Origin of the sequence: Devosia sp. (assembly GCF_048261455.1) — a bacterium.
In the GTDB taxonomy this organism is placed as follows: Bacteria; Pseudomonadota; Alphaproteobacteria; order Rhizobiales; family Devosiaceae; genus Devosia_A.
In genome coordinates this window covers 28,597-52,125 of sequence record NZ_JBLXGA010000018.1, presented here as the reverse complement: position 1 = coordinate 52,125, position 23,529 = coordinate 28,597, and the positions used below count along the sequence as shown (strand labels likewise).

Genomic DNA, 23,529 nt, shown 5'->3' with positions numbered 1-23,529 from the left:
CCATTTCTATACTCAGATCAGACGTTTATGGCGGACTCCCGGTGCAGAGGTATTCAATTATTGATTGGAATCAGAATTTAATAGAATGCTCTTGTCAGTTGGTGAAAAGTGTATTTACGATGAGGGATCGTACGTATAAGTCAAGTCAAATAGCGGCAGAGGTATATTGAGTAAGCGGGCTGGGGTCGGCTATGCGTATAGTTCATGTAATGACGCGTTTCATTCGCGGTGGGGCCGACGAGAACACCTTGCTGTCCTGCAACGCCCAGGCCTCCGCAGGTCACGACGTTATCCTGGTGTACGGCGCCGAATACCATCCCGAAATGCTGTCGCGTCTGCATCCAGCCGTCGGCTGCATCTGCCTCAGCAGTCTGGTACGGCCAGTTCGTCCTCTCAGCGATCTACGGGCGATACGGGACATCCGTGCCATCTGCCGCTGGAACCGGCCCGACATTGTTCACACCCACACCAGCAAGGCCGGAATCGTCGGTCGTCTGGGCGCCAGATGGGCAGGGGTACCCATCATTGTTCACGGCGTCCACATCCTGGCGTTCCTCAACGCTCGCGGCTGGCGCCGAGCACTTTACCTCGCCGCTGAACGGCTTGTGGCGCCCCTGACTGACGCCTTCGTCGATGTCAGCGACGGTATGCGCACCGCCTGCGTCACCCATGCCATCGGGGACCCCGGCAGCCATGTGGTGATCCCGAGCGGCATGGATTTGCGGCAGTTCACCGAGGCCAGCCCCATCGGCCCCGACGAGTTTCCGGACCTGCTGCCGCCCGGCCTGTCCAGCTGGGATGACGCCGAGATCGTATTGATGGCGGCAGCTTTCGAGGATCGCAAGCGGCACATCCCTCTCATCGCGGCCTTCGCCGAAGTTGCCCAAGCGCGCCCGAATGCCACCCTCCTTCTCGCGGGGGAGGGCATTTTGCAGCCCGCAATCGAGGCGGCCATTCGCGCCCACGGCCTTCACGACCGTGTGCGGATCATTGGCTTCCGCAGCGATATCGCGCGCTGGATGCGCCGGGCGGATGTCTGCGTATTTACCTCCGAACAGGAGGGCCTCCCAAGGGTCGTCGTTCAATATGCGCTTGCGGGTGCGCCAACTGTGGCGACAAGTCTGCCGGGTATCGATGTCGCGGTGCGCGATGGGCGCACCGGATATCTCGTCGAGACGGTTCCCGAGGTGGCCGAAAAACTGCGCGAACTGCTGGCAGATCCGGCGCGGCGCGACAGCTTTCGCCGTGCCGCGGCCGCTCTCGACTTTTCGCGTTGGGCTGCCGACAGCAGTGCCCTCGATCTGCGCCGCCTTTATGACCGGCTGTATTGGCAGCGCCGCGCGCATGGGCCGCTGCCAACCTCCGCCTCCGTTGTCAGACCGCTCCCATAGCGTCGAGATAGGAGGAAAGTGCCGCATGCATTACGCTCCATTCCATCGCATTCAGCGCTGCGCCGAAATGGCAGGCAGCGATCCGGTTGACGCCAAAATTGCCATCGGCCCGTCCACACACCCAGAAATCCGTGTCTTCGAGCGCCGCCGAGGCGTCGGTGCGCGCGCCGACGCTGAGCCCGTGCGCAAACAGCTCCCAGTTGCTGGTATCGAACCGCGACCAGCCGATAAGCCCTGGAAAATGTGCCGAGGGCGCGCTGCCGATGCCGCTTGCCGTGTTCGGACGAACGACCACTGTGCCACCGGATCCGCTGGATTTGACGATCGTGCAATTGGTGTTGCCGCACTCCTGGCTGGCACTGCCTGCGTTCAGCAGATTGCTCAACGACCATATGCCCATGTGGCAATCATTGCGGGTGAACCGGTCCAGGCCGCCGGCGGTATTGCAACTGAGATAGCTCGTTGCGCCATCACCGGAATAGCCGCGGTCGGCCAGAAAATCCGGCGCCGCCACCTCGCTGAGGTTGTACTGGTCGGCCACCCAATTGCGCAGCGCGGCCTGCCCGTCGTGCGCCGCCAACACATAGAGTGCATCGAGCTTGCTCCAAACGCCGCCGTCGACGAGTGCTTCTATCAGGGCGCCAATGGCCTGTTGCCGCGCCGGATCTGGGGCCGCGGAGAACCGGGCAAAAAGGGCGCTGGCCTGAGGCGGCAATCCGCCACCGGGGCGCACGTTGCGTGCCAGCGAAACGCCAAGCCCGATCATCGGCGCCCCCATCGGGCGTTCTCCGACAGTCCGGCGGCGACGCCCGGCGCGCCTTGCACCCAGTTGCTCATTTCCAGTTCTCCTCTTGGCAGCCCTTTGATCAGGTCGGCACAAGCATCGGGCATCGCGCCACCATGGGGATATCTCAGTGCATTCCGTCGTGCCGGCAAAGGTTTGCGCGCGTGCTACGAACGCGCGTCTCGCCCTTCATGGAGGCGAACATGAACAATGGCATCGATCTGCCGGCGATCTTCGGCACCCTTACGCGGCGCAAATGGCTGGTGCTGGGCTCACTTGGAGCGGGCCTGTTGCTTGCGCTCGTTGCCGCGCTCGTCCTTCGCCCGGTTTACACGGCCACAGCGCTGGTTCTGGTCGACCCCCGCCCGAAGGATCTTCTGGCCAACACCGCGCCAGGCTCCAGCACCTCCGATCTGTTGCGCATCGACAGTGAGGTCGAGCTTGTGGCAAGTGAACCGAACCTCATTTCCGTCATGGAGCAGCTCGAACTGGCGAACGATCCGGACTTCGTCCACGACACATCGGTCCTGGTCGCGATGGCCGAATTCCTGGCGCCCCCTACTTTTGCGGCGCAGATCGACCCCGAGACGGCTCTTGCGCTCAGCCGCCTGCAGTCAGCAGTTCATATCGACCGACGCCCTGCGACCTATCTCATTGCCATTGCCGCAGGCTCTACCGACCCCGAGCGCGCCGCATCCATCGCCAATGCCTTGGCCGAAGTGCATATCGCCGCCCAGCTGCGTTCGAAAATCGCCGGCGTAGAGGCGCAGCGCGATATCATCGAGACGCGGGTCGCCGAGGCGGGCATCGCCGTTGCCCAATCCGAGGCCGCGTTCAGTTCATATATCGCGCGCAACCTGACGGAGATCAGTAGCGAGATCGGACGACCCGATCTGGTCGACCTTCGCCGGCGCAGTGATCGGCTGCTCGCGTCTCGTTCTGCCGCGGCCGAACGGGCGGAAATGGTCGGCGAGGCCTTGGCGCGCCGCGACTGGTCCGCGCTCGCGCTGCGACTCGATTCCGCGGCCGTGAACGATCTCGAGCAGACCCGCAGGCAGCTGTCGACGCTGCTGGCTGAAACCAGCGAGGCGGCCAACCGGGCCGAACTGCAGACCCGCCTCGACGCCATCGAACGCGAGTTCTCCAAATTTGCAAACGGAGCGCTGGCGGACCTGCGCGCCGAGATTGCCGGACTGCAGCGCAGCGCCGCCGAAATCGACGCACGGCTCCGTGCGGAAGTGCTCGACGCCGACCTCCCCGCAGCAACCGTCGCCGCCCTCTATGAACTTCAACAGGCCGCCGCCACCAATCGGCGCCACTATCAGACGCTGCTGTCCCGCCAGGCCGAACTCGATACCCAGGCGGCCTTGCAGGTTGCCGACAGCCGGTTGGCCACGCGTGCCGTGCCGCCCGCCACCCCATCCTTTCCCAACACCCCGGTACTCCTGCTCGTCGGTCTCGCCGCAGGGTTGGCGGCGGGAATCGCTCTGGCCTTGCTGCGGGAGCGGCTGTCCGGAGGCTTTGTCGACGAGACCAGTATGGAGGATGCGCTCGGCCTTCCCTGTCTGGTCAGCATACCAACACGTCCGCCCTGTCGCACCGGAGAAACGATCGCCGATCAGATCGTTACCGCTCCGCTGTCGGCATTTTCCGAAAGCCTCAGCCGGCTTCGCGTCGCGGCCGACCAGCTCTTGCGCGCCCGGCTGCACGTACCCGGCGGCTCGGTCATCGCGATCACCTCGACTGCATCGGGGGAGGGCAAGACCAGTCTCGCCCTGGCGCTGGCGCGCTCCTACGCAGCCGCAGGCCGCGCCACACTGCTCATCGATTGCGATCTGCGCAAACCATCGATCCATCAATACCTGCGTATGGACCCGTTGCTGGGACTGATCGACTTCCTCACACCCTATGGCCGGGTCAACGATTTGCACTACATCCTCAGCCGCGACCCCGAAAGCGGTGCGCAGATCGTGCTCGGCTCGCGACCCAGTGGCCGCCCGACTGACAATCTGCTGACAGGCGAGACCTTCTCAGGCCTCATTGCCGCTGCGCGCGAGCGCTTCGACTGCATTATTCTCGATACGCCGCCCGCCGGCCCCGTCGTCGACGCCTTCGAGCTTGCCGCCGCATCGGATCTGACACTGTTTGTCGTCAAATGGGCTAGCCAGCCGCAGGCGCTGGTCCGCGCGACGCTAAAGGCCCTGCGGGCCGCGACCGGCTCGGTGCCTCTGCGTCTTGTGCTCAACAGCAGGCCCGAAACCAAAGCCGCCTATGCGCCCAGCTACGGTCCCGATTTCGGCGCCTACACAGCGCCCGAGCCTGCCGAATAGCCCCGACTTATCCCCGCTCGCCGCCCGGCATCTAGACTGGTGTCTCCATAAGGGAGAACAGCACAATGCAGGACCGGTATTCTTCACGCGCGGCAGGTTCCGATGGCCCCGCCACCCACGGCTTCGCCATAACGCCTGATGACGGCAGCGACCTCGCCGAAACGACGCGCGCCATCTATGTCGGCACAGCGGGAGATCTGGTCGCCGTCCTGACGTCGGGCGCCGAGCTGACCTTCGCCAGCGTCCCATCCGGTAGCGTCTTGCCGGTACGGGCCGACCGTATTCGCGCAACTGCCACCAGCGCCGGCGACCTGATTGGGCTCGTCTGAGGCGTTGGCCGCGGCCATGTGAGAGACCGGCGGCAACCCTTCTGACACCACAACAATCGATGCGTGCCGGTCACATCCGGCTCGGTTCCGCCGGGGTCATACACAGCAAAGGGGCTTTTGCCCCATGACGCCTGCGTTACCTTGGGCTATAGCCTGCTGCGCATGACCCGGACACGCCGCGCCCGCCCGCACCTGATGCGCCTGGCTTGCGTGAACCGAAGCGAGAAGGCCTGTACCTGTGACTCAAGCTGCTGGCGCCGCCACGACCCCGTCTTCGGCCAATGGCGAAACCCTGACCTGGCAACCGCCACAGCTTGCCGTCGTCGTGCCCAGCTACAACGAGCGCGAAAATGTCGGCCTGCTCTACCAGCGTGTCAGCACCGCGCTGGCCGGCATCCCCTTCGAATTCATTGTCGTCGACGACAATTCGCCCGATGGCACCGCCGACGTCGTGCGCGAGCTGTCGCGCAGCCACGCCAATATCCGCATCATTCACCGTATCGGCCGCCGCGGCCTCAGCTCTGCGGTAATCGAAGGCATGTCGTCCACCGCCGCGCCCTATGTCGCCGTCATCGACGGCGATCTGCAGCATGACGAGTCCATTCTCCCCGAGCTCTATCGCCGGGCCGTTGCTGGCGACGACGTCGTGGTCGGCACCCGCTACTCCGGCACCGGCAGCGCGGGCGATGGTCTGTCCGCGGCGCGTGAGCAGGGCAGTCGGCTCGCGACACGCCTCGCAAACATCCTCACGGGCACGCCGCTCTCCGATCCGATGAGCGGCTTTTTCCTGATGAACCGTGATGTGTTCACCGAGGTCGCACCGCGGCTGAGTAAGGACGGCTTCAAGATCCTGCTCGATATCATCGTGTCGGCCACCCGCTTCCGCGCCCGCGACGATCGTGAACTGCGCCTCTCCGAAGTGCCCTACACCTTCCGCGCCCGCAACGCCGGCGAGAGCAAGATGAGCCCGCTGGTCGTCATCCAGTTTCTTGGCCTGCTCTTGTCCAAGCTGACCCATGGCCTGCTGCCGACGAGCTTCTTGCTGTTCTCGATGGTCGGCGGCACCGGTGTCATTGTCCATCTGGCGGTGCTGGGGATCGCCAAAGATCAGTTCGCACTGCCTTTTGCCTATGCGCAACTGACCGCGACCCTGGTGGCGATGACCACCAATTTCATTTTGAACAACGAGCTTACCTATGCCGACAAGCGCCTGCGCGGCAGGCGTTTTTTCACCGGCTTGCTGATCTTTTATCTTGTCTGTTCGTTCGGCACGCTGGCCAATGTGTCCATCGCGACATGGGTTTATGAGGGCAATCCCAATATCTATCTGGCCGGCATCGCCGGTGCCGTCATGAGCGTTGTCTTCAACTACGCGGTCACCCGCGTCTTCACCTGGCGATAGCCGCAAAGGGCGCCCACCCATGTCTCAGCCGCAATATGTCATCGACGAGCTGATCTCGGCCAAGGCCATCGCGGCCCGCATTGAGGAGCTGGCGCGCGATATCGCCACGCATTACGCCGATACCGACAAGCTGGTCGTCGTCGGCCTGCTGCGCGGCTCTTTCGTCTTCATCGCCGATCTGGTGCGTGAGCTCGACCTGCCGGTCGAGGTCGATTTCCTCGAAGCCTCGTCCTACGGCAATTCGATGGAATCGAGCCGCGAGGTGCGCATCCTCAAGGATCTGCGCGGCGAAATCGAAGGCCGCGACGTGCTGGTGGTCGAGGACATCGTCGATACCGGTCACACGCTACGCCATGTGCTCGATATCCTCGGCACCCGCCACCCACATCGTATCGAAGTCTGCGCCTTGTTGGACAAGCCCTCGCGACGCGAAGTCGACGTCAAGGCGCGCTGGACCGGTTTCGAAATCCCCGACGAGTTCGTCGTCGGCTATGGCATCGACTATGGCCAGCGCGACCGGAACCTGCCGCACATCGGCAAGGTCCGCTTCACCTGATAGCGGCCTAGGCGGCCTCGCTCAGGACGCCGGCTTCCATCTCCGCTACCATTTGCGTCAGCTCATCCAGCTTCGGATCGTTCCCGGCGCGTATCTGGCTCTCGGCGTCGGCGGCAGCCATGCCGATCGCCGTCATGCCCAGGGTCTGGGCCATGCCTTTCAGCGTGTGCAGTGCGCGCACCCGATCCGCTTGCGGGCCGTCCTCGCCGGCGGCTAGCAGCTCGCGCGCATCGACAAAAAAGTGCGTCACCAGCTCCGAGACCTGTTCGGCCCCCAGTTCGTCGACCAGCGCCTGTTGCTGGTCAACATCGACGCCCGCTACGGGCAGACGCAGCCCGCTGGGCAAGGTCTGCACCTCAAGGGAAGGCGGCGCTTCAGCCGGGGTGGAGGAGCTGATCGGCTCGTCAGCGGCGTCGTTTGTTTGATCGGCGACCGCTGGAATCTCCTGTGGCGCTTCGGCTGCGGGCTGCGACTTGCCGGAACCATGTGCGCTGTCGCAAGGCTCAAGGAAGGCACTCAGAGCCTCTTCAAGCCGGGCCCGCGTCAGCGGCTTGGGCAGGAACCAGTTCATGCCCGCCTCGAGGCAGGCGTCCTTGTCGGACTGAAAAGCATTCGCGGTGACACCGATGATCGGCAGGTCGAAACCGGCGGCGCGTATTCGGCGCGTCGCCGTAAGGCCGTCCATCACCGGCATCTGCATATCCATCAGTACCACCGAAAACTGCTCGCGGGAGACGACCTCGACCGCTTCCGCGCCATTGTTCACCACGGTTACGGCCAGGCCCATTTTCGCCAGGAGGCCTGCGACCACCTGTTGGTTGACCCGGTTGTCTTCCACCAAAAGCACATTGCCGGACCGGTTCTCGCTGCGCGGCGTATGCTTGCGGACGGGCATGCTTGCGTCGGCCAGCACTTCGCACGGGAGCGTGACGGTGAAGACGCTGCCCACGCCGAGCTCACTCTCGACGGCGATATGGCCGCCCATTGCGGTAATGACCCGCTTGCAGATCGCGAGGCCAAGTCCGGTGCCGCCGAAGCGGCGGCTGATCGATGGATCGCCCTGAACGAATTCCTGGAACAGGTTTTGCCGGGTGTCCTCCGACATCCCGATGCCACTGTCCGAGATCACGAAGCGCAGGCCCGCCTGGCCGCCGGAGAAATTCACCAACTCGCCGGTGAGCGTGACATGCCCGGCCTCGGTGAACTTTATGGCGTTTCCAACAAAGTTCACCAACACCTGCGTCAGTCGTGCCGGGTCGCTTCTGGCAACGATTTCGGGGCAGGAGATATCGAGCGTGAGTCCCTTGGCCATGGCGCGCGGAGCCATGACCTCACGGACCTTTTCTACCACCTCGCTCAGTTGGAACGGCGCCAATGCCAGATCGACGCTGCCGGATTCGAGCTTGGAGAAATCCAGCACATCGTTGATGACGTCCAGCAACATGTCCCCGGACTGGCGGATGACCTTCAACTGACCGCGCTGTTCCGGTGCCAGGTCGCTGTCCATCATCAAATCGGCCATGCCCAGAATGCCGTTGAGCGGCGTGCGAATCTCGTGGCTCATGGCTGCGAGGAAAGTCGATTTGGCGCGGCTAGCTTCTTCGGCGGCTTCGGCCTCGCGGCGGTTGCGTTCACTCAACTTTCGGATGTGCCGCACCTGCAGCGCCAGCAGGGTGATGAACGCCACGAGCACCGCGGCAAGGCCGACCGCGTCCTGCGCAATCTTGCTGTACTGCTCGGCCACTTCGGCGCGGTCGGCGACTTTGGTGCGGTAGTACAGCGCATTGGCGGCGATGACGAACCGCGACGTAATGGATTCGAGCGCACCGATCTCCTCGGTCAGCGCATCACGCTCGGCACGGCTCAGTGTCCCGGACTCGACAATGGCATCGAAGCGGGGCGCCAGCGAGATGATGCCCGAGCGAACGGTCTCGGCGAGTGGGGCAAGCTCGTTGTCCGCACTGAACCGTTCAGCCAGCTGCCCGTGGGTCAGTGTGCTGGTGCGGCTGTAGAGGATGTCATAGCGCTGCGTAACGTCGTCTACGTCGGTCTTTTGCGGGAAACTCTGCAGCGCATCTCGCAGGCGGGCGGTTTCGCGATCCAGTTGATAGGCGGCCCAGACCGTGTCTTCCCGCGCGGCGTCGATTTGTGCGCGGCTGCGCTCGTTGAGAGTCGAAAACAGGCCCACGAGATTGAGCAGCAGCGCAATGGCGGCAACCGTCAGTATGGCGCCGCCAATCAGCGATGGCCGCAGGAAACGGGCATACCACGGCTGGTCTGCTGGTCCCTCTGCCATCGTCAGAACCCGTAAGTCGCGGTCAGCGCCGGACAGCCCTCAATTCGGACGCGCACCGTCGGGACTTCTGCTATGCCGACAGAACAGCGAGCGCCTTCGCCATCCCATGGTCGGCCGTTGCGGCTTGGCTGTACAGCGCCTCGATCTGCGACCACTGCCGCTCGAATGCGGCCACGCAGGCCGGGTCGAATTGCGTTCCGGCGCTGTTCTGGATCTCCTGGCGTGCATCTGCGATCGGCCAAGCCGGCTTGTACGGGCGTTCCGAGCACAGTGCGTCGAACACATCAGCCACGGCCGTAATCCGGCCTTCGATCGGAATCGCTTCGCCTGCTGTGCGGTTCGGATATCCGGTACCGTCCCAGCGTTCATGGTGCGATGACGCGATCAGCGATGCGACACGCACCAGTTCGCTGTTGGCTCCGGCCAGAATGGCCTCGCCAACGGGGACGTGCATTTTCATCAGGTCCAGCTCTTCGTCGCTCAGCCGGCCCGGCTTGGCCAGCAGGGCGTCGGGCACGGCGACTTTGCCGATGTCGTGCAACGGCGCTGCGAGATAGATGGTGCGGCAAGCCGCTTCGCTCATGCCCAGTGCCTCGGCAATCAGGCGCGCCACATTGGCGACACGCGACGTGTGCTCGCCCGTGTCGCTGTCGCGGTATTCCAGCGCACGCGTCAGCCGCCAGATCACGTCCTCTTCCTGCCGGACAAGGGATCGGGTTGCGCGTTCGACTTCCGAGGCCAGCCACGTCGTCCGGTCTGCCAGTTCGCGCTGCTGCTGGCGCATGACCAGCAGATTGCCGATCCGCGCGCGCAGCTCAACGGGATCCACCGGCTTGTTGAGAAAATCGGTGGCGCCGGAGGTGATGGCCTCGATGCGCGTTTGACGGTTGCCGTCTGCGGTAATCATCACCATCGGGATGTGGCGATAGTCGTCACGCTCGCGCAATCGGCTGATGAAACCACGCCCGTCGAGATTGGGCATCATGTAGTCGACGACGATAAGGTCAAAAAGTTCGGCCTCGGCGCGGGCGATTGCCTCCAGCGGATCGAGGAAGGACTCGACTTCACAGTCCGGGAATTTCTTCAAGATACCAGACAGGACCAGCAGGTTGGTCCGATTGTCTTCCACCACCATCAATCGCATTGTCCAACTCCCTTTGACGCAAGTGGAATACGCCAAAGTTACGAACACAAAATTTAACAGCGACTAAGGAATGTAATCAGTTTGTTCCCGCGGTGGATTTAAGCTTTCGGGCAGAAAAGTCTCTCGAGAAAAACCGCTGATACAAGGGCAGGTAGGCCGCACCGGTCGATGCCGCCGAAGGACCGAGCCGACCCCGCGTCAGCTTCGGAATGTCGATCGCCATTGATGGCAGCAGCGACAGATAGCGTTCAACCGCTTCGACCAGGCGCTCCAGCAGGGGCTCTGGCATGACCCCGTCCAGCACTGCGGTGCGAAACTCGAATACCGCCGCGGTGTTGGCAATGATGCTGGCCAGAGCCGACGCGGAGTCATCGATCCAGTCGCTGACATAGGGCTCCCAGTCTTCCCACGGCCAGTCGAGCGGCGATGTCGCCGGCACATCGATACCGGCACCTGCCAGCCGCTGACTCAGAGCAAACGTCGACGCCACGAGATGCGCGAAATTCACGTCGCCATGGCGGTCATTGATCAGCATGGCGCCCAGATTGGCGGAGTTGCCGGTGGGGCCTTCCCACAGCTTGCCTTCCACCACCACCCCTGCGGCGATGAACGTGCCCAGCATCAGATAGGCGAAGTCGCTGGAGCGCGGCGCGGGCATCGAGACAAACTCGGCCCAGCAGGCGGCATTGCCGTCGTTGAAGACCTGAACCCGCATCCCCGTTGCGGCCTCGGCCGCTTCGGCGATGTCGAGTTCCAACCAGCGCTTGCCGACCGACAGGTCCGCGTCGAGGATCCCGATATTGCGCCCGATATTGCCCGGCGCAGCGATGCCGAAGCCGACCAGCTTGTCCCTGTCGTCTTCACCCAGTTCGTTGCGAAATTGCGTCGCGATCCGGCCGATCTCGTCAAAGATCGAATGGGGATCGGGATAGCTGTAGTCGCGGCGATAGGCGGAAAGCGTCTCGCCGCCGATATTGACCAGCCGGGCCTCGATTCGGCGCCAGCCCAGTTCGATGCCGATCGCGAACGCCCCGCGCGGATTGATGTGATAGGGCGTTGCCGGCTGTCCGCGCCGGCCGCGGCGCACTTCGCCCTTTCGCAACAGTCCGAGCTTGTCGATGTCTTCGAGAATGGCAGAGATCGTTTGCGGCGCCAGATGCGTCAGCCTGGCCAGTTCCGCTGCCGACAGGCCGGAACTGGTCGCAATCAGCGTCAACACGGCGCGGATATTGGTCTGGCGCACGCCAGCGGGCTGCACGCCCAGACCAGCAGTCTCAAAGAAATCGGGTTCCAACGCTGCCACCGGATTCGTACGATATCGTGAGATCAATATTAGACCCGTGCCAGAGAAACGTTAAGCAAAAGGGCGATGCGAGTTCCCCCGCATCGCCCATCGTGTGACCAGTCTGTGTGGAGCCGAGGCGCGTTCTCTACCCGGCCTGTTTCGGAAACAGTGCGTTGAGATCGAGGATCCCCACCATCCGTTCCCCGGTGCTCACCATGAAGCCGACAGGCTCCGTGCTGTGTGCACCCTGTTTCGGCACCGACATCATTTCCTCTGCCGGTGCCTGGATGATGTCGGACACCGAATCGACAAGCAGGCCGATTGTCCGATCATCAAGTGCGAGAACCAGGACGACGCTGCCGGCCGTCGGTTCACGAGTCTGCCCGCCCAGAAGTCCTGCCAGTTCGAACACCTCGACGACGGTGCCTCGGACATCCAGGACGCCCTTGGCGGCGGAGCCGCGCTTGGGCAGGGGGGTGGTCGGCTGCCAGCTCCGGATTTCCCGGACCGCCATGATGCCAACCCCATAGTCCACGCCATCGCTGGCAAAGGTGATGAACTGGTCCTCGGGGGCGCTGTGCCCGCTGAGGTTCGAGCGGTTTTCGACTTCGATCCCAAGGGTGCTCATCAGAACTCACTCCAGTCATGAGCCACCGCGGCATTGCCGTCGCTCAGGTACTGCTGGCTGGCGGCCTTTGCTGCCTTGGCGGCGCGGCGTGGCGCGGTCTCGTGCGACATCTGCAGCACATTGTCCGTTTCTTCCGACACCTGGAATTGGCCGACGATGCTGTCGAGCTCATTGGCCTGGTTCTCGGTCTGCTCGATCGCCGCATTGGTCTCTTCCACCAGAGCGGCATTGTGCTGGGTCGTCTCGTCCATCTGACGCACGGCACCATTGATCTCGGTGATCGCCTGAGCCTGCTCGTTGCTCGCCTGAGAGATGTTCTCCATTGCCTGGGCGCTCTCGCGCACCATCTCGAGCATCGTGCTCAGTTTGGCGGCAGCGTCCTCCACCAGCGAGGAGCCGACCTTCACCTCTTCGCCGCTTTGCTGGATCAGCGCCTTCACCTCGGCGGAGGCGCTGGCCGCACTCTGAGCCAGCCGCCGCACTTCGACCGCGACCACGGCAAAACCCTTGCCCGCTTCACCGGCACGCGCCGCCTCAACGGAGGCGTTCAAGGCCAGCAGGTTGGTCTGGAAGGCGATGTCATCGATCAGACCGATGATGTTGGAGATTTTAGCCGAGGAGGCGGAGATACGGGTCATAGCGCCGGTGGCATTACGCATGACCTCCCCCCCCTCCTCGGCAGCCTGCGCAGCCGTAGTCGCCTTGAGGCTGGCTGTGCCGGCATTCTTTGCGTTGGTGCTGACGGTATTCGAGAGTTGTTCCATCGCAGCCGACGTTTCTTCGATTGTCGCGGCCTGACGCGTCGTGCGCTCGCTCAGGTCGTTGGCACCGGTGAGGATCTCACCCGTGGCGGCCTTCACACCGCGTGACGCCTCGCGAAGCTTGCCCATCGTCTCGGCCATGCGTTCGGTGGTCATGTTCACGGCGTCGCCGATATCCTGCAGTTCGCCCTGCAGAGGTTCCGTGATCCGGTTGCGGAGATTGCCATTGGCGACCTGCTGCAACTGTTCGCCGATCAACTGGGTCGCCCGCTTGCGGGCGGTGATGTCGGTGGCGAACTTCACCACCTTGAACGGATTGCCGTCCAGGTCCCGGATCGGGTTGTATGTCGCCTGGATCCAGACTTCGCGACCGCCCTTGCCGATGCGCTTGTACTCGGCGGCCTGAAACTCGCCGGCCCGCAGCCGCGCCCAGAACTGGGCATACTCGGGCGAGCTGACCTCCTTGGCGTCGACGAAGATGCGATGGTGCTGTCCACGGACCTCTTCGATCCGGTAGCCCAGCGTCATCAGAAAATTCTCGTTGGCATCGAGGATCGTGCCGTCCATGTCGAACGAGATCACTGCCTGCGACTTCGAGATCGCCTCGAGCTGGCCGGCATGATCGGCGGCAGTCAGCCGGGCTTCCGTCACATCGGTCGCGAACTTCACGACCTTGACGATCTGGCCCTTCTTGTCGATGACCGGATTGTAGCTCGCCTGAATCCAGATTTCGCGGCCATCCTTGGTGACCCGCTTGAACACCTTGGAGTGGAACTTGCCCTCCGCCAGATCGGCCCAGAACGCCGCGTACTCATTGCTCGCAGCGTAATTCGGATCGACGAACATGCGGTGGTGCTTGCCTGCGATCTCGCCGAGCTCATAGCCCATTGCAGCCAGGAAGTTGTCGTTTGCCGTAATGATCGTGCCATTGGGCTCGAACTCGATGACAGCCTGAGAACGGGAAACCGCGTCGAGGGTCTCGCTGACGAACGGCTGTGTCCGCCCTGAAAAGAGTGAAGTGATCATTGTGGGTGCCTCCGTTGTATTTCGATGGAGCCACTATACGGGACCGTCAATCGCCAATCGTTTTGCCAATGAGTGCAATTAAATGCACCTTGCGAATGTTATTTGTCCGCGCTACAACGCTATGAAATATATTGAGAAAATTCTCAGACGCTCTTCGGGTCAATCTGCCGCTCGGACTTAAATGACCCTGTCGAACATAATGTCGCGGAGTGAGCCGTTAACGATTTGACCTGCGCTCGATCGCTTGTTCGGGCAATCGCGGTTCTGCACCGCTGCGCGCCATGAGGACCTTTCCGTCAGCTGCCGGAGTGGGGAAGCACTGTTCGTTTTGCGTTCGCTTGGCATTGCTTGAAACCCACCGGTTCGGCAGCTAGACAGGCGGCCAGCCAGGGTGAAGCAGTGACCACAACCAGACGCGCCGGCGATCTTCTCGTATCTGCCACGACCCTCGTGGCCGGCCTCGCGCTGCTGCTTGTCGCCCTTGTGCAGCAAATCCCGTTTCGCCTGCCGCTATTGATCCTGCTTTCAGCGCTCACCCTCGTCGGTATCGGACGGATGGCGTTTCGATTATGGGCTTTGGGGACCCGCGGCGCCGACATCACCGACACGCTGCGCGACCGCGAGGCGCATCTGCAGTCGATTCTCGACAACGTCATGGACGCGACAGTGGTGCTCGACGCCCACGGCATCATTCAGTCGTTCAACCACTCCGCCATTCGCCAGTTTGGCTACCAGCCCGAAGAGGTAATCGGGCGCAATGTGAGCCTGCTCATGCCTGCGCCCTATGCCGGGCATCACGACGACTATCTCGAGCGCTATCTTGCCACCGGCGAAAAGCGCATCATTGGCACCGATCGTGTGGTCGTCGGCCGGCGCAAGGATGGCTCCACCTTCCCGATGAAGCTTGCCGTCGGTGAAATGCGTTCGGGTGACCGAGTGTTTTTTACCGGCTTCATCCGCGATCTGACCGAACGCGAGCAATCCGCCGCCGAGCTCGATCAGGCGCGCAATGAACTCGCCCGGCTCGCCCGTCTCAATGAACTGGGGGAGATGGCGTCGACCCTCGCGCACGAACTGAACCAGCCGCTGTCAGCCATCACCAATTATGTTCAGGGCTGCCGCCGGATGCTCGAAAAACTCGATGACGAAACTGCCAATCGCATGCGGGGAGCCTTGGAGGAAGCCGGCCGCCAGGCGCTGCGGGCCGGCGACATCATCCGTCACCTGCGTGAATTCGTTACCCGCGGCGAAACCGACAAGCACCCCGAGGACATCAAGACGATGATCGAGGAGGCAGCAGGTCTGGCACTTGTCGGTTCGCGCGAACTCGGCATCCGGTCGGTGTTCGATTTCGTCGACATGGAATGTGAGGTCCTCGCCGATCGCGTGCAGATTCAGCAGGTGCTGATCAATCTGATGCGCAACGCGCAGGAAGCCATGCGTGACAGCGATACCCGCATTCTCACCGTGCGCACCCGTCCGCTTGGCGAAGAGATGATGTCGGTCGAAGTCTCTGATACCGGTCCGGGCCTCTCCGAAGAGGTCGCACCGCGCCTGTTCCAGCCTTTCAACACCAGCAAGCCTGGTGGTATGGGCGTAGGACTGTCGATTTCCCGTCGCATCATCGAGGCGCATGGCGGCGAACTCAACCTGACGCGTAACGATGCCGGTGGCGTCACCTTCACCTTCACTCTGCCAATTCTGACCGAGGCCCCCATTGGCGAACACTGACACTGTCGTTCACATCGTCGACGACGAGGAAGCGGTCCGCAATTCGCTGGCCTTCCTGCTGTCGGGCGCCGGCTTTGCTGTCCGCGTGCACGAAAGTGCCACGGCCTTTCTGGCGATCGCCGCCGACATCCAGAACGGCTGCCTGATCACCGATCTGCGCATGCCCGACATCAATGGGGTCGAACTGCTCCGCCGCCTTCGCGAGGACGGCACCTTGTTGCCCGCCGTCGTCATCACCGGTCACGGCGACGTTCAGATGGCCGTCGAGGCGATGAAGAGCGGCGCCCTCGATTTCATCGAGAAGCCCTTCAGCGATGATGTGCTGATTGCCTCCATCTCGCGCGCCGTCGCCACCGCCAGCGAACGCCGGCGCAGCGACGCCATGGCCGAGCAGGTCCGCCAACGAATCGCGTCGCTGTCCGAACGCGAACATCAGGTGCTGCGCGGCGTCGTTGCCGGCCAGCCCAACAAGACCATCGCCTTCGACCTCGGCATCAGCCCCCGCACCGTAGAGGTCTATCGCGCCGGCCTGATGGGCAAGATGCAGGCACATAGCCTCGCCGAACTGGTGCGCATGGTTATGGATATCGACCTCGATCGAGCGGACTGAGCAGAACAACCTATCCTGTTGCGCAGCGTTACGTGCGTTTTGATCTGGCGCAAATCACCCTGCGGCGGATTGTCCTATAAGAGTGCTTCGCCTTCGCGTGCAGCAGCTTTCCGGACGACCAGATGGGTTCCCGCAGACTCCTCGTCATCGCCCCCGACGCAGATTACCGCCAGTCACTGGCCTTTGTGCTGGAAGCAGAAGGCTTCGTGGCCGTCGACTATCCCCAACTGCCGCTGCCGCCGCAACTCGCGAGGGCCCCCTTCGACTGCACCGTGCTCGACCTGAAGGTCATCCGCGGTCTGAGCCCCGACGCGGCGATCCGCTTTTGCGATCAGGCGTGTCCTCTTGTGCTGCTTGGGGCGCGTGCGCCGGACTGGCTTGAGAATACTCACTGCCACCATGTCGAGACCCCGGTCATCGTAGATCGGCTGATCAGCGCGGTGCACGCCGCCATCCAGCACACGCCGTTTTCCGCCATTTGATCCTGCTCAAAACGCGTCCTGCCTGCCTCTGGCAAATCGGCGGGCAAATGAGGTCATCCATGTCCGACGCATTGCTTCGCCGTTTCAGCCGTCCCGTCCCGCGCTACACCAGCTATCCGACCGCGCCGCACTTTCATCCCGGCGTCGACCAGGAGACTTACGCACGCTGGTTGGGCGAGATACCGGCCGACACGGCACTGTCGCTCTATCTGCACGTCCCGTTCTGCGATCGGCTGTGCTGGTTCTGTGGCTGCCACACCAAGCAGGTGGCGCGCTACGCCCCCATCGCTGCCTATCTGCCAATGCTGCGCCGTGAAATGGAAACCGTCGCCGGCCTGCTCGATGGTGCCGGCCGAACCACAGCGCTGCATCTCGGCGGCGGCTCGCCGTCCATGCTGCGCGCCGAGGATCTGCTGGATCTCGTCGCCACCATTCGGCGCAACTTCACCATCGCCGACAATTTCGAGTTCAGCCTCGAGATCGATCCAAACGATGTCAGTGCACCGGACTACGACGGTCTCGCCGCAGCGGGCGTCAGCCGCATCTCGATTGGCGTGCAGGATTTCAACGACAAGGTTCAGCAGGCAATCAACCGCATCCAGACCTTCGACCAGACAAAAGCCGTGGTCGACGGCATGCGTGCCCGCGGCGTCAATTCGGTCAATCTTGATGTGCTCTATGGCCTGCCGCACCAGACGCTCGAAACCATCGGTACCACGGTCGATCAGGCGCTCTCGCTCAATCCCGAACGCATCGCATTGTTCGGCTACGCGCACGTGCCGTGGATGAAGACCCATCAGAAGATGATCGACGAATCCGTACTGCCGGGGCCCGAAGCCCGCTTGGAGCAGTCGCTCGCCGCCGCCAGAAAAATCCTCGACGCCGGCTATATCGCCATCGGCATTGATCACTTTGCGCGTCCCGACGATGGCCTTGCCCGCGCCGCCGCCGCCGGAGAGCTGCATCGCAATTTTCAGGGCTACACCACGGACGCAGCGCCGGCATTGCTAGGCTTTGGTGCATCCTCGGTCGGCAGCCTGCCGCAGGGCTATGTGCAGAACACCGTGCCCACCGGCGACTACATGCGCCAGGTGGCGGTAACCGGCCTTGCCACCGGGCGCGGCGTCGCGCTGAGCGAAGAGGATCGCATGCGCCGCTGGGTCATCGAGCGCCTGATGTGCGATTTCGAGGTGCCCGTCAGCGAGCTCGGAACACGCTTCGGTCCCCTGGCCGATCAGGTCCTTGACCAGATGCAGGCGGCTGCTAGCGCCGACGAGGATGGCGTCGTTGATTTCGATGGCACCACCTTCCGCGTCACCGATACCGGACGGCCGTTTGTCCGCTCGGTCGCAGCAGGATTCGACAGCTATCTCGGCAACGGGGCAGGGCGCCATTCGGCCGGCGTCTGAGCCTCCGGGATTACCCTAAGTAAACCCCCTAAGACTCCGACCGGAATTTCGTTCGCCGCTGCAAAGCGTACATCTCGGTTCAACGAACTGAGGTCTACGCCATGCACATCCAGCCGAATTTTCGCGCACCTGCTCCGGCCAATTGCAATGAGCCAGGAGTCTCGCATCTGCTGCACACCGCCCAGCCAGCCGCCGTCAGCCTCTACCCGGAGAATGCGGTCATTTATGCCCAGGGCGATGCCGCGGGTCCGCTCTACTATGTCGAGTTCGGCACCGTTCGCATCTGCCGCATGTCCGCCGACGGGCGGCGTCAGATCACGGCCTTCCACACCGCCGGTGAGGTTTTCGGCTTCGAGGTCGGCGCAGAGCATCAATCCTATGCCGAAAGCGTCGATGGCGCTGGCATTCGCACCCTGCGGGTCAATCGCAGCGGCGACTTCGATTCGAGCCTGCTGAAGCTCGCGGTGCGCAGCCTCGCCCGCACCCAGGACCATCTGATGGTCCTCGGCCGCCGCAGCGCCAATGAGCGCCTCGCCGCGCTGTTGCTGGATCTCGCGGAGCGCCAGGGCAGCACCGGGCTCGTCCACCTGCCCATGCAGCGCAATGACATCGCCGACTATCTCGGCCTCACCTTCGAGACCGTCTCGCGCATCCTGCGCTGCCTCAAGGACAGCCGGATCATTCGTCTCAGCTCGGTCAGCGAAGTCGAGATCCTCGATTTCGAAGCGCTGCAGGCCATGTGCGACTGAGCCTTCCCCGATCATCAACACGCCAAACCCGACATCAGAGGAGCCACCCAATGCCATTTGAATCGATCGTCTTCGTCGCCACCGTTATCGGCGCCTTCACCGCCTTCGGCATCACCCTTGCATTCGTCCAGCGCGAGACGCGGCGCAACCACGTGAACTGAGGGGCCAGTTCCGCACCTGCGCTGCAGCGGCGTCGGTCGAAAGGCCGACGCCGCAAGCATGTCTGGGGATCGCCTGGCCGCTGTGGCTCTACGCCTTTCCCCTTGACCCAGCGCTGCTTTCGCCGAATCTGGCCCTATGCTTGAGTCGGCTGCCAATACCCCACGCGATCCCGCCGAAATCCTGCGCCATACCTTTGGCCACGCTGCCTTCCGCGGTCAGCAGGAGGACGTCGTTCGCCACGTCACCGCTGGCGGCGACGCCGTCGTGCTTTTTCCGACCGGCGCCGGAAAATCCATGTGTTTCCAGTTGCCGGCGCTGGCGCGTCCCGGCGTTGGCATCGTCGTCTCCCCGCTGATTGCCTTGATGCGCGACCAGGTCGAGGCACTGCGCCAGGCGGGCGTCAACGCGGCGACCCTCAACTCCTCCGTCAGCTCCGAGGAAGCCGCCCAAACCTTCCGCGACCTCAAGGCCGGCACGCTGGACCTGCTGTATGTCGCGCCCGAACGCGTCGTGCTGCCGGGCTTCAAGTCGATGATGCAGGGCGTGAAGATCTCCCTCATCGCCATCGACGAGGCCCACTGCGTCAGCCAGTGGGGTCACGATTTCCGCCCCGAGTATCGTGAGCTCGCCCATCTCGCCGAGGATTATCCCGGCATCCCTCGCGTCGCCCTGACCGCGACCGCGGATCCGACGACCCGCGAAGACATCATCGCGCGCCTCGGCCTTGGCGACGCCCGCGTCTTCGCGTCCAGCTTCGATCGTCCGAACATCGCCTATTCGATCGTCGAGCGCGACAACGCCCGCGCTCAGCTCAAGCGCTTCCTTGCGCGCCACACCGGCAATTCCGGCATTGTTTATTGCCTCTCCCGCCGCAAGGTCGAGGAAATCGCCGACTGGCTGAACCGCGAGGGCATCCGCGCGCTGCCCTACCATGCGGGGATGCCCGCCGAGACGCGCTCGGCCAATCAGGATGCCTTCCTCAAGGAAGACGGGCTCTGCCTGGTCGCCACCGTTGCTTTTGGCATGGGCATCGACAAGCCCGACGTGCGCTATGTCGCCCATATGGATCTGCCATCCTCCATCGAGGCCTACTACCAGGAGACGGGACGTGCCGGCCGCGACGGCCTGCCCTCGGAAGCCTGGATGAGCTACGGCATGAACGATGTGGCCCAGCGCAGCCGCATGATCGACGAAGGCAACGCCCCCGAAGAGGTCAAGCGCGTTGAACGTTCCAAACTCAACGCCTTGCTGGCGCTGTGCGAAACCGTCGAGTGCCGCCGCCGCACCATCCTTGCCCATTTCGGCGAGCAGCATCCCGGCGGCTGCAACAATTGCGACACCTGCATTTCGCCGGTCGAGACCTGGGATGGCTCGGATGCCGCGATCAAGGCCATGGCCGCCGTCTATCGCACCGGCCAGCGCTTCGGCGCCGGCCACATCATCGACGTGCTGACCGGCAAGGAAACCGAGAAGGTCACCCAGTTCTCGCATCAGGATCAGCCGGTCTTCGGCCAGGGCAGGGACCTCGACAGCCGCGTCTGGCGCTCTGTCATCCGCCAGCTCACCGCGCTTGGGCTGATCACCGTCGATCACGCCTATGGCGCCCTGCAGCTCAGCGAAGCGGCGCGCGCCGTCTTCAAGGGCGAACGCAAGATCACTCTGCGCCGTGACCGCCCGCGCAAGGCCACCGAAACCCGGCGTTCGCTGCAGCGCGCTGTCGATCTGCCCGAAACCGCGCAGCCGCTGTTCGACGCCCTGCGCGCCGAACGCGCGGCCCTCGCCAAGTCCCAGGGTGTGCCGCCCTATGTCGTCTTCCACGACACGACGCTGCGCGCCATGGCGCTGGAACGCCCGCAGACCATGGCCGAACTCGGCACCATCGCTGGCATCGGCGAAAGCAAGCTCAAGCGCTACGGCGCCGAATTCCTCGCTGTGCTCAAGGCCGCCTGATCGCGATCAGGTGCCGCGCGGCTTGGCCCGCGCCGTCGCGGCCGCAGCCAGCGGGTTCTCCGGCCAGAAATGCCGCGGATAGCGACCCTTTAGGTCCTTCGCCACATCGGCCCAGCTGCCTCGCCAGAACCCGGGCAGATCGCGCGTCGTCTGGATCGGCCGGTGCGCCGGACTGAGCAGCACCACCAGCAGCGGCACCTTGCCGCCCGCGACGCTCGGATGCCGGTCGAGCCCGAACAGTTCCTGCACCCTAATCTCCAGCGCCGGGCCGTTCTCGGCGCCATAATCGATCGGCACCCGCGAGCCCGAAGGCGCGTCGAAATGGCTTGGCAGCAGCCGGTCGATCTCCTGCCTTCGCCCCCAGGGCAGCAGCCCTTCGAGGGCCCCGCCCAGATCGTCGGCGGTAACCTCGCTCAGCGCCAGCCGCCCGACCAGCTGCGGTGCCAGCCAGCTGACATCGGCGGCCAGCGCCGCGTCTCCGAGGTCGGGCCAGTCGGCACCCAGCGTTGCGTTGAGATAGCTCGCCCGCGCCCGCAGCGCCCGCTGGTCCTTGCTCCACGGCAGGCTGTCGATCCCCAGCCCGGCGATCCCGGCAGCCAGCGCCTCGGCTGCCGCCACCGGGTCGTCGACTGCCACCGGCACATCCTCGAGCTTCAGCGCATCGAGTTGTGTCACCCGCCGGGCCCGAACGCTCCGTGTCGACCTGTCGAAGGCCATCACCGTCTCGCTGACGATCTTGTCGACAAACAGCTCGGTGATCTCCTCGCGCGAGATCCGCGCCGCCGCCCGAATGCGGCCGCTTGCCGCCGCGCCCGTGACGTCGGTCACCACCAGATAGTCCGCACTGGCGAGCGCATCGGTCGCATCGACGCTCGCCCCGCGCCCATTGGCCAGGCGGAACCGGCCGCGCGCCCCTGCCTGCTGCGCCACCCGGTCGGGATAGGCCCGCGCGAGGTGTGTTCCCGCCAGACCCTCGCGTCCCATATTGCCAACCATCTTGGCCCAGCGCCGAGCCAGCCCACGCGCCTCATCCGCCCGCTTGCCGCTTTCGCGCCGGAACCGCTCCAGGCGATGGTCGAGATCGGTGTCCTGGCCGCCGAGGCCCCGTTCGCCCAGCAGCACGGCAAGTTCCGCCGCCGTCAGCCCGGCGTTCTCTGCCGCAGCCCGGTGCACCATATGGCCGAGCCGTGGGTGCAGCGGCAGTTGCGCCAAGGCGCTGCCTTCCGCCGTGATCCGACCCGTTTCATCCACCGCCTCCAGCGCTTTCAGCAGCGCGACGGCCTCCGTCCATGCCGGGCCCGGTGGCGGGTCGAGAAAGCGCAGCTGCTTCGGGTCGCTCACCCCCCATGCGGCAAGGTCGAGCGCCAGCCCGGCGAGGTCCGCATCCAGCATTTCGGGTCGGTCATAGGCTTGCAGCGCCGCCGTCTGGCCCTCGCCCCACATCCGGTAGCACACACCCGGTTCGGTACGGCCGGCGCGTCCCCGGCGCTGGTCCGCCGCGGCGCGCGACACCATCCGCGTTTCCAGCACCGTCAGCCCCGTCGCCGGTTCATAGGCCGGCGCCCGCCGCAATCCCGCGTCGATGACGATCCGGATGCCTTCGATGGTCAGCGAGGTTTCCGCGATCGACGTCGCCAGCACCACCTTGCGTCGCCCTGCCGGGGCGGGGGCAATGGCCCGGTCCTGTGCCTCGGGCGTCATCTGGCCGAACAGTTGCACCACCTCGGTATCGGCGGGAACGCGCCCCGCAAGCCGCTCGGCGACACGCCCAATTTCGGCCTGACCGGGCAGGAACACCAGCGCCGACCCGGCTTCCTCGCGCAGCGCTTCACGCACGATCTGCGCCACCTGGTCTTCCACGCGCATTGTTCCGTCGCGGTCGCGATAGCGCGTTTCGACCGCAAAGGCGCGCCCGGCGCTCTCGATCACCGTCGCACCGTCCATCAGGCGCGCCACCCGTGCCCCATCCAGCGTCGCCGACATCACGATAACCCGCAAGTCGCCGCGCAGCGCCTGCGCATCGAGCGCCAGCGCCAGCCCCAGATCGGCATCCAGGCTGCGTTCGTGGAATTCGTCGAACACCACCGCCGCCACGCCCGCCAGCTCGGGGTCGTCCAGCAGCATGCGGGTGAACACGCCTTCGGTCACCACCTCGATCCGCGTCTTGCGGCTCACCTTGGCGTCGAGCCGCACGCGATAGCCGACGGTCTCACCCACGGTTTCGCCAAGGCTCTGCGCCATGCGATGCGCCGCGGCCCGGGCCGCCAGCCGCCGGGGCTCCAGCATGATGATCTTGCCATCGCCGCGCCATGGGGCCGCTAGCAGCGTCAGCGGCACCCGTGTTGTCTTGCCGGCACCCGGTGGCGCCACCAGCACGGCGCGCGGTCCGGCTGCCAGCGCAGCATCGAGCTGCGGCAGTACAGCGTCGATGGGCAGGGGTGTGAGGTTCGGCGGCACAGGCATGCCGCTACATTTCGGAATTTGCGTCCGTCCGCAAGCGGGCG

General features: G+C 64.1%; 18 protein-coding genes. 11 read left to right on the top strand and 7 right to left on the bottom strand.

Annotated elements, in window-relative coordinates; all coding sequences use genetic code 11:
- The first annotated feature begins 191 nt into the window (after nucleotides 1-191).
- Nucleotides 192-1,391 carry a glycosyltransferase gene (locus ACN0TK_RS16095; RefSeq protein WP_417310549.1) on the top strand — a complete coding sequence of 400 codons (1,200 nt, stop codon included), beginning with the start codon at nucleotides 192-194 and terminating at the stop codon, nucleotides 1,389-1,391.
- Here the strand turns inward: ACN0TK_RS16095 and ACN0TK_RS16090 are convergent.
- Nucleotides 1,375-2,169 (bottom strand): hypothetical protein, encoded by a 795-nt coding sequence (locus tag ACN0TK_RS16090; RefSeq protein WP_417310548.1) that lies wholly within the window; start codon nucleotides 2,167-2,169, stop codon nucleotides 1,375-1,377. The genes ACN0TK_RS16095 and ACN0TK_RS16090 overlap by 17 nt on opposite strands.
- Before the next feature lie 209 nt (nucleotides 2,170-2,378).
- Here ACN0TK_RS16090 and ACN0TK_RS16085 point away from each other — a divergent pair, with 209 nt between their 5' ends.
- The 4 genes from ACN0TK_RS16085 to hpt all read left to right on the top strand — a co-directional run bounded on the left by ACN0TK_RS16085 (nucleotide 2,379) and on the right by hpt (nucleotide 6,792).
- Complete coding sequence (locus ACN0TK_RS16085; RefSeq protein WP_417310547.1) at nucleotides 2,379-4,505, top strand: GumC family protein; 2,127 nt, start codon at nucleotides 2,379-2,381, stop codon at nucleotides 4,503-4,505.
- 65 nt (nucleotides 4,506-4,570) lie between these two features.
- Complete coding sequence (locus ACN0TK_RS16080) at nucleotides 4,571-4,834, top strand: spike base protein, RCAP_Rcc01079 family (protein WP_417310546.1); 264 nt, start codon at nucleotides 4,571-4,573, stop codon at nucleotides 4,832-4,834.
- Nucleotides 4,835-5,072: 238 nt separating this feature from the next.
- Nucleotides 5,073-6,236 (top strand): glycosyltransferase, encoded by a 1,164-nt coding sequence (locus ACN0TK_RS16075; RefSeq protein WP_417310545.1) that lies wholly within the window; start codon nucleotides 5,073-5,075, stop codon nucleotides 6,234-6,236.
- 19 nt (nucleotides 6,237-6,255) lie between these two features.
- Nucleotides 6,256-6,792, top strand: a complete 537-nt coding sequence (hpt, locus tag ACN0TK_RS16070; protein WP_417310544.1) for a hypoxanthine phosphoribosyltransferase — start codon at nucleotides 6,256-6,258, stop codon at nucleotides 6,790-6,792.
- A gap of 7 nt (nucleotides 6,793-6,799) precedes the next feature.
- Here the strand turns inward: hpt and ACN0TK_RS16065 are convergent, their stop codons facing one another.
- The 5 genes from ACN0TK_RS16065 to ACN0TK_RS16045 all read right to left on the bottom strand — a co-directional run bounded on the left by ACN0TK_RS16065 (nucleotide 6,800) and on the right by ACN0TK_RS16045 (nucleotide 13,932).
- Nucleotides 6,800-8,980 (bottom strand): ATP-binding protein, encoded by a 2,181-nt coding sequence (locus tag ACN0TK_RS16065; RefSeq protein ID WP_417310543.1) that lies wholly within the window; start codon nucleotides 8,978-8,980, stop codon nucleotides 6,800-6,802.
- Nucleotides 8,981-9,158: 178 nt separating this feature from the next.
- Complete coding sequence (locus tag ACN0TK_RS16060; protein ID WP_417310542.1) at nucleotides 9,159-10,232, bottom strand: HD domain-containing phosphohydrolase; 1,074 nt, start codon at nucleotides 10,230-10,232, stop codon at nucleotides 9,159-9,161.
- 76 nt (nucleotides 10,233-10,308) lie between these two features.
- Entirely contained in the window at nucleotides 10,309-11,526 is a 1,218-nt protein-coding gene (locus ACN0TK_RS16055) for an ROK family transcriptional regulator (RefSeq protein ID WP_417310541.1), read from the bottom strand.
- 136 nt (nucleotides 11,527-11,662) lie between these two features.
- Nucleotides 11,663-12,145, bottom strand: a complete 483-nt coding sequence (locus tag ACN0TK_RS16050; RefSeq protein WP_417310540.1) for a chemotaxis protein CheW — start codon at nucleotides 12,143-12,145, stop codon at nucleotides 11,663-11,665.
- Nucleotides 12,145-13,932 carry a methyl-accepting chemotaxis protein gene (locus ACN0TK_RS16045; RefSeq protein ID WP_417310539.1) on the bottom strand — a complete coding sequence of 596 codons (1,788 nt, stop codon included), beginning with the start codon at nucleotides 13,930-13,932 and terminating at the stop codon, nucleotides 12,145-12,147. The genes ACN0TK_RS16050 and ACN0TK_RS16045 overlap by 1 nt, the downstream gene beginning before the upstream one ends.
- A 399-nt stretch (nucleotides 13,933-14,331) precedes the next feature.
- Here ACN0TK_RS16045 and ACN0TK_RS16040 point away from each other — a divergent pair, with 399 nt between their 5' ends.
- The 6 genes from ACN0TK_RS16040 (at nucleotide 14,332) to recQ (ending at nucleotide 21,025) form a co-directional block, all read left to right on the top strand.
- Complete coding sequence (locus ACN0TK_RS16040; RefSeq protein ID WP_417310538.1) at nucleotides 14,332-15,663, top strand: sensor histidine kinase; 1,332 nt, start codon at nucleotides 14,332-14,334, stop codon at nucleotides 15,661-15,663.
- On the top strand, nucleotides 15,650-16,273 hold the full coding sequence (fixJ, locus tag ACN0TK_RS16035; protein WP_417310537.1) for a response regulator FixJ: 624 nt from the start codon (nucleotides 15,650-15,652) through the stop codon (nucleotides 16,271-16,273). Before ACN0TK_RS16040 ends, fixJ begins: the two co-directional genes overlap by 14 nt.
- A 122-nt stretch (nucleotides 16,274-16,395) precedes the next feature.
- A complete protein-coding gene (locus tag ACN0TK_RS16030) occupies nucleotides 16,396-16,755 on the top strand; it encodes a hypothetical protein (RefSeq protein ID WP_417310536.1) in 360 nt (119 codons plus the stop codon).
- A gap of 59 nt (nucleotides 16,756-16,814) precedes the next feature.
- Entirely contained in the window at nucleotides 16,815-18,164 is a 1,350-nt protein-coding gene (gene hemN, locus ACN0TK_RS16025) for an oxygen-independent coproporphyrinogen III oxidase (RefSeq protein ID WP_417310535.1), read from the top strand.
- Nucleotides 18,165-18,265: 101 nt separating this feature from the next.
- On the top strand, nucleotides 18,266-18,913 hold the full coding sequence (locus tag ACN0TK_RS16020; RefSeq protein ID WP_417310534.1) for a helix-turn-helix domain-containing protein: 648 nt from the start codon (nucleotides 18,266-18,268) through the stop codon (nucleotides 18,911-18,913).
- Nucleotides 18,914-19,210: 297 nt separating this feature from the next.
- Nucleotides 19,211-21,025 carry a DNA helicase RecQ gene (gene recQ / locus ACN0TK_RS16015; protein ID WP_417310533.1) on the top strand — a complete coding sequence of 605 codons (1,815 nt, stop codon included), beginning with the start codon at nucleotides 19,211-19,213 and terminating at the stop codon, nucleotides 21,023-21,025.
- 6 nt (nucleotides 21,026-21,031) lie between these two features.
- Here the strand turns inward: recQ and hrpB are convergent, their stop codons facing one another.
- Entirely contained in the window at nucleotides 21,032-23,488 is a 2,457-nt protein-coding gene (gene hrpB / locus ACN0TK_RS16010) for an ATP-dependent helicase HrpB (RefSeq protein ID WP_417310532.1), read from the bottom strand.
- Nucleotides 23,489-23,529: the final 41 nt, after the last annotated feature.